The following is a 6,297-nucleotide window of genomic DNA, read 5'->3' as shown; positions in this document are numbered from 1 at the left end:
GGCATCGCCGCGCTGCGGGTGGCCATGGAGGCACTCGCATGACCGGGCACCCGCAGCGCGGCGATGCCCCGCGAGCCGTACGCCTTCACCGAGCCCAGGGAGATGCCGAGCGTCTCGGCGACCTGGGCCTCGGTCATGTCCGCGAAGTAGCGCAGGACCAGGACCTCACGCTGGCGGCGCTGGAGCCCCTTCATCGCCTTGATGAGGTCGCGGCGCTCCAGCTGGTCGTACGCGCCCTCCTCCGCGCTCGCCATGTCCGGCATCGGCTTGGCGAGCAGCTTGAGGCCGAGGATGCGGCGGCGCAGCGTGGAGCGGGAGAGATTGACGACCGTCTGCCTGAGGTAGGCGAGGGTCTTCTGCGGGTCGCGGACGCGTTTGCGCGCCGAGTGGACCCGGATGAAGGCCTCCTGGACGACGTCCTCGCAGGAGGCGGTGTCGTCGAGGAGGAGGGCGGCGAGACCCAGCAGCGAGCGGTAGTGCGCCCGGTAGGTCTCGGTGAGATGGTCCACGGTGGTGCCGGTGACGGCCTCCGTGGCCGCGGTGTCGTCGGCGCCGTCACGCTGACCGGGTATGCGGGCGGGCCGCGCGGCTGGCATGGGCGCGATCACCGGCATGCCGCCGGGCGTGCGGGGACGCAACGCCGCACGCGGCGGCCGAAGGGCCGCGGTGCCGCGTCCCCCTGTGAGTTCCAGTACCTCTGCCACGCCTGTTGGACACGTCTGCCCCCGCCAGGGTTGTACGCGCCGGGCGTCACATGTGCGACAGCCGGCGGTGCCTCAAGTGCCGTCATGCGTCCCGCTCTTCCCCTATGTCCGATGTGGACGGGCATCCCCGCGCCCGGTCCGCTCACGGCGCCCCCACGCCCCGAAGAGTGACCGCAAAGACGCTCCCCGCCCTCCGCGTGGTTGCGGAGGGCGGGGAGCCACATCTTCTGCCGCCGAGAGGGCCGGCTCAAGCGGTTTGGACCATGCCGCCGGACACGCTTCGCACACAGATCCTACAAAGCGGCCACACGGTTCACCCGGCGGACTCCTGGGCGACCAGCTCCGCGATCTGTACGAGGTTCAATGCGGCGCCTTTGCGCAAATTGTCGCCGCAGACGAAGAGTTCGAGCGCGGTCGGGTCGTCCAGCGACTGCCGCAGCCGCCCCACCCAGGCGGGATCGGTGCCCACCACGTCGGCGGGGGTGGGGAACTCACCGGCCGCCGGGTCGTCGCACAGCACCACACCGGGCGCGGTGGCGAGGATCTCGCGGGCGCCGTCCACCCCGGCCACACCCTGGAAGCGGGCGTGGACCGTGAGGGAGTGGGTGGTGACCACCGGCACCCGGACACAGGTGACGGCGACGGGCAGGCCGGGCAGCGAGAGGATCCGGCGGGTCTCCTCGCGCACCCGCAGCTCCGCCGAGGACCAGCCGTCCTCGGCCGCGGGGCCGGCCCACGGTACGACGTTCAGCGCGACCGGCTCCGGGAACGGTCCGGTGGCGTCGCCCACGAGACGTCGTACGTCCCCCGGCGCGGTGCCCAGTTCGGTGCCGGCGACCTGGGACAGCTGGGCGCGCAGCGTGTCCACACCGGCCCGGCCGGCGTCGCTGACCGCCAGGCAGCAGGAGACCACCAGCTCGCGCAGCCCGTACTCGGCGTGCAGGGCGCCGAGCGCGACGATCATCGTGAGGGTGGTGGGGCCGGGGTTGGCGATGATGCCGCGCGGGCGGTTGCGCACCCGGTGGGCGTTGACCTCGGGCACCACCAGGGGCACATCCGGATCGGCGCGGAAGGCGCCGGAGTTGTCCACGACCACCGCGCCGGCCGCGGCGGCGATCGGCGCCCACTCGGCGGCGAGCCGCTCCGGCACGTCGAACAGGGCGATGTCGACCCCGTCGAAGCAGTCCTCGGTCAGGGCCGAGACCTCGGCCTCCGCCCCGCGCACGGCCAGCTTGCGGCCGGCCGGGCGGGGGGAGGCGAACAGACGGATCTCGCCCCAGATGTCCTTGCGCTGGGAAAGGATCTGGAGCATGACCCGGCCGACCACTCCGGTCGCTCCCACGACCGCGAGCGTCGGCTTGGCGTTCATCGGCCGGTGCCTCCGTAGACGACGGCCTCGTCGGTGTCGGAGTCGAGCCCGAAGGCGGTGTGCACGGCGCGCACGGCCTCCGCCACATCGTCCTTGCGGGTGACGACCGAGATACGGATCTCGGAGGTCGAGATCAGCTCGATGTTCACCCCCGCGTCGGACAGCGCCTCGAAGAAGGCCGCGGTGACACCCGGGTTGGTCTTCATACCCGCGCCGACCAGGGAGATCTTGCCGATCTGGTCGTCGTAGCGCAGCGAGTCGAAGCCGATGCCGGGGCGGTTGCGCTCCAGGGCGCCGATGGCCTTGCGGCCCTCGGTCTTCGGCAGCGTGAAGGAGATGTCCGTCAGGCCGGTGGCGGCGGCGGACACGTTCTGCACGACCATGTCGATGTTGATCTGCGCGTCGGCGATGGCCCGGAAGATGGCGGCGGCCTCACCCGGCTTGTCCGGCACACCGACGACCGTGATCTTGGCCTCGGAGGTGTCGTGCGCGACACCGGAGATGATGGCCTGCTCCACCTTCTTGTCCCCAATCGGCTCACTGCTGACCCATGTGCCCTGCAACCCGCTGAAGCTGGAGCGTACGTGGATCGGGATGTTGTAGCGGCGGGCGTACTCCACACAGCGGTGGAGCAGGACCTTGGAACCGGAGGCCGCGAGCTCCAGCATGTCCTCGAAGGAGATCCAGTCGATCTTCTTCGCCTTCTTGACCACCCGCGGGTCGGCGGTGAACACGCCGTCGACGTCGGTGTAGATCTCGCAGACCTCGGCGTCGAGGGCGGCGGCGAGGGCCACGGCGGTGGTGTCCGAGCCACCGCGGCCGAGCGTGGTGATGTCCTTCTTGTCGGCGCTGACGCCCTGGAAACCGGCGACGATCGCGATGTTGCCCTCGTCCAGCGCGGTCCGGATGCGGCCCGGCGTGACATCGATGATCCGAGCCTTGTTGTGGACCGAGTCGGTGATGACGCCGGCCTGGCTGCCGGTGAAGGACTGGGCCTCATGGCCCAGGTTTTTGATCGCCATGGCCAGCAGCGCCATGGAGATCCGCTCTCCGGCGGTCAGCAGCATGTCGAATTCGCGCCCGGCAGGCATCGGAGAGACCTGCGCGGCGAGATCGATCAACTCGTCCGTCGTGTCGCCCATCGCGGAAACGACGACGACAACCTGGTTGCCGTTCTTCTTCGCTTCCACGATCCGCTTGGCGACGCGCTTGATGCCCTCGGCATCGGCTACGGAGGAGCCTCCGTACTTCTGCACGACAAGGCCCACGTGCGCTCCTCGCTCGGTTCGTTTGTGTCGGCTCAGTTTAACGAGCGTCCAAAATCCACCACCCTGCTCCCGCATGGTGAGACATCAGCCCATGGGACCCCGGACGCCCGCTTCCGGATGGCCTTCTGCCCGCCCGGGACCGGCCCACGCGGAACGTGCCCCGGGTCACACCCGGCGCCGTACCCGCGCGGCGTGGCTACGGCGTCACGAACCGGGCCGCATCCCCAGCGGTCCGCCGATCTCCTCGGCCATCACCCGGCCCGCCTCGAACTCCAGGGTCTCGTCGCCCATCGGGCTCTGGTCGGTGTCCAGGCCGTCCAGCTCCTCCAGGGGCTGGTTGAGGCGGACGTGGATGAGCACCGACTGGAGGGCGCGCAGCACGGCGGAGGCCGTCGGACCCCAGTTGGAGAAGTAGGAGAACTGCCACCACCACAGGGCCTCGGTGGTGCGGCCCGCGCGGTAGTGGACCATGCCGTGGCGCAGGTCCGTGATGATGTCGGCGAGGTCGTCGGAGATCCGGGCCGGCACCGGGGCCTTGCGGGGCTCGTAGGGGTCGAAGACCTCGGAGTAGACGTCGACGGGCTCCAGCAGCCGGGCGAAGTTCTCCCGCACCCCGTCCACGTCCGGCTCCGGGCCCGGGTCGGGCTCGTAGCGCTCGTCCGGGACGATGTCCTCGTGGGCGCCCAGCCGGCCGCCGGCCAGCAGCAGCTGGGAGATCTCCAGGAGCAGGAAGGGGACGGTGGAGCCGGGCTCGTCGCCCCGCGCCACCTCCGTCACGGCCACCAGGAAGCTCTCGACCTGGTCCGCGACCTGTACCGCGAAATCGTCGGGGTTCTGCGACGTGGCGTGCAGCGTGGCGTCAGACATCTAGGAGTCTTCTCCCCTCGAAGGCGCGGCCGAGGGTGACCTCGTCCGCGTATTCCAGGTCGCCACCCACCGGGAGGCCGCTGGCCAGGCGGGTGACCTTCAGGCCCATGGGCTTGATCATGCGCGCGAGGTACGTGGCCGTCGCCTCGCCCTCCAGATTCGGATCGGTGGCCAGGATCAGCTCCGTGACCGTCCCGTCGGCCAACCGCGTGAGAAGTTCCCGTATACGCAGGTCGTCGGGGCCGACACCCTCGATGGGGCTGATCGCCCCGCCGAGCACGTGATAGCGGCCGCGGAACTCGCGGGTGCGCTCGACCGCGACGACGTCCTTCGGCTCCTCCACGACACAGATCACCGAGGGGTCCCGGCGCGGGTCACGGCAGATGTTGCACAGTTCCTCCTGCGCGACATTGCCGCAGGTCACGCAGAAGCGGACCTTCGCCTTGACCTCCAGGAGCGCCTGCGCGAGCCGCTTCACGTCCGTCGGCTCGGCCTGGAGGATGTGAAAGGCGATCCGCTGCGCGCTCTTGGGACCGACGCCGGGCAGCCGCCCCAGCTCGTCGATGAGGTCCTGGACCACGCCTTCGTACAACGGACTGCCCTTCCTGGAGACCTTTCGGTACGTACGCTAGTTGGACCGGAGTCAGAACGGCAGACCGGGGATGCCGGTGCCGCCGCCCAGGCCCTGGGCCAGCGGGCCGAGCTTCTGCTGCTGGAGCGCCTGCGCGTTCTCGTTCGCGGCCTGTACGGCGGCCACGATCAGGTCGGCGAGGGTCTCGGTGTCCTCCGGGTCCACCGCCTTGGGGTCGATCTTCAGGCCGCGCAGCTCGCCGGCGCCGGTCACGGTGGCCCTGACCAGGCCGCCGCCCGACTGCCCGTCGACCTCCGTGTTCGCCAGTTCCTCCTGGGCCCGCTGCAGATCCTGCTGCATCTGCTGGGCCTGCTGGAGCAACTGCTGCATGTTGGGCTGGCCACCACCGGGGATCACGATCAGCTCCTCTGTGTCTTTCTCCTTGGCACGAGCCTACGTGGTCCAGGCGGCCATCACACCGCCACTCTTTCGAGTGAGAGAGATGGCGGATCTATAGCTGATCAAGGCCTTCTTCCGGGCGGAAAAGCCGGGAAAGTCACGACCGGGCCACCCGTTGGGCGGTAGGAAGGGTGGCGCACGTCGGCAGGGAATGTCACGCTACGTGACCGGTCGTGATCAGTAGGGAGTGCCGGGTGGGTCAGCCGGAGATGCAGCCCGAGGGGCCGCCTCAGGACGGGCGGGGCGAGGGCTCGGCCGGACCCCGGCCGGGTGATCTGACCGGGCGGGCGCTGCCGCCCGGCGACTGGGGCGAGCCCGGCGAGCGGCTGGACGAGCTGTACCGGTGGGTGGAGCACGGCGCCCTGCGGACGGCGGACTGGTATCTGCGGGACCGGGTGTGGAAGCGGCGCGGGGCGCGGGTGCTGCGGGCCGGGGCGGCGGTGGGCGCGGTGACCGGGGCGGCGCTGCCGCTGCTGGATCTGACGAAGGTGGCCGGGGGCGTGGCGCCCTGGGGGTGCCTGGCCCTGCTCCTCGCCGCCGCGTGCGCCGGTGCGGACCGGTACTTCGGGGTGACGTCCGGCTGGATGCGGGACGTGGCGACGGCGCAGGCGGTGCAGCGGCGCCTCCAGGCGCTCCAGTTCGACTGGGCGGTGGAGGGGGTGCGGGAGGTGCTGGGCCCCACGGAGGGCACGGCGAGCGAGGCGGCGGAGCGGTGCGTGGTCCTGCTGCGCCGCTTCTCGGAGGACATGACGGAGCTGGTCCGGGCGGAGACGGCGGACTGGATGGTGGCGTTCCGGGCGGGCGCGGCACCGGTGGGGGCACAGTCGGTGGCGTATGTGCCGCGGCAGGAGGTGGTGGGGCAGGCGGCCAGATTCGTCCTGCCCCCGGCGGGGGGCACCCGCCCGAACATGCCGAGGCAGCGGCCACCGGAGCCGCGGTGACCATGGGGGCCGGGTCGCCCACCGGCCGCTAGGTGTATTGACCCGGAGGGTTGTTGACGCGGCTGATCGGGGGCTGGCCTCCGATCGCGGTGTGGCAGCGGTGGTGGTTGTAGGTGTG

The 6,297-nt window shown here is 70.9% G+C and carries 7 protein-coding genes; 1 reads left to right on the top strand and 6 read right to left on the bottom strand.

Annotated features, from left to right (window positions below):
* From CCN72_RS02030 to CCN72_RS02005, 6 genes are all read right to left on the bottom strand, one after another.
* A partial coding sequence (locus CCN72_RS02030) for a SigE family RNA polymerase sigma factor (RefSeq protein WP_086806071.1) occupies window positions 1-614 on the bottom strand: 614 nt, incomplete at its 3' end.
* Between the two features lie 403 nt (window positions 615-1,017).
* A complete protein-coding gene (locus CCN72_RS02025) occupies window positions 1,018-2,073 on the bottom strand; it encodes an aspartate-semialdehyde dehydrogenase (protein WP_086806070.1) in 1,056 nt (351 codons plus the stop codon).
* Window positions 2,070-3,341: an aspartate kinase gene (locus CCN72_RS02020; protein WP_085565818.1), complete on the bottom strand. Its 1,272-nt coding sequence runs from the start codon at window positions 3,339-3,341 to the stop codon at window positions 2,070-2,072. Before CCN72_RS02020 ends, CCN72_RS02025 begins: the two co-directional genes overlap by 4 nt.
* A 204-nt stretch (window positions 3,342-3,545) precedes the next feature.
* Complete coding sequence (locus CCN72_RS02015) at window positions 3,546-4,208, bottom strand: DUF5063 domain-containing protein (protein WP_085565817.1); 663 nt, start codon at window positions 4,206-4,208, stop codon at window positions 3,546-3,548.
* A complete protein-coding gene (gene recR, locus CCN72_RS02010; protein ID WP_085565816.1) occupies window positions 4,201-4,800 on the bottom strand; it encodes a recombination mediator RecR in 600 nt (199 codons plus the stop codon). Before recR ends, CCN72_RS02015 begins: the two co-directional genes overlap by 8 nt.
* A 51-nt stretch (window positions 4,801-4,851) precedes the next feature.
* On the bottom strand, window positions 4,852-5,196 hold the full coding sequence (locus tag CCN72_RS02005) for a YbaB/EbfC family nucleoid-associated protein (protein ID WP_037658448.1): 345 nt from the start codon (window positions 5,194-5,196) through the stop codon (window positions 4,852-4,854).
* A 236-nt stretch (window positions 5,197-5,432) separates the two neighbouring features.
* Between CCN72_RS02005 and CCN72_RS02000 the strand changes: the two genes are divergently transcribed.
* Window positions 5,433-6,179 (top strand): SLATT domain-containing protein, encoded by a 747-nt coding sequence (locus tag CCN72_RS02000; RefSeq protein WP_086806069.1) that lies wholly within the window; start codon window positions 5,433-5,435, stop codon window positions 6,177-6,179.
* The last annotated feature ends 118 nt before the right edge of the window (window positions 6,180-6,297 follow it).

The sequence above is a fragment of the Streptomyces murinus genome (assembly GCF_002154555.1).
GTDB classification, from domain to species: domain Bacteria; phylum Actinomycetota; class Actinomycetes; order Streptomycetales; family Streptomycetaceae; genus Streptomyces; species Streptomyces murinus.
This window is presented reverse-complemented; position numbering and strand designations above follow the sequence as displayed.

Excerpts from the sequence above, each read along its gene's own strand:
- CCN72_RS02025 (WP_086806070.1), bottom strand. The coding sequence starts at position 2,073 with ATGAACGCCAAGCCGACGCTCGCGGTCGTGGGAGCGACCGGAGTGGTC.
- CCN72_RS02015 (WP_085565817.1), bottom strand. The coding sequence starts at position 4,208 with ATGTCTGACGCCACGCTGCACGCCACGTCGCAGAACCCCGACGATTTC.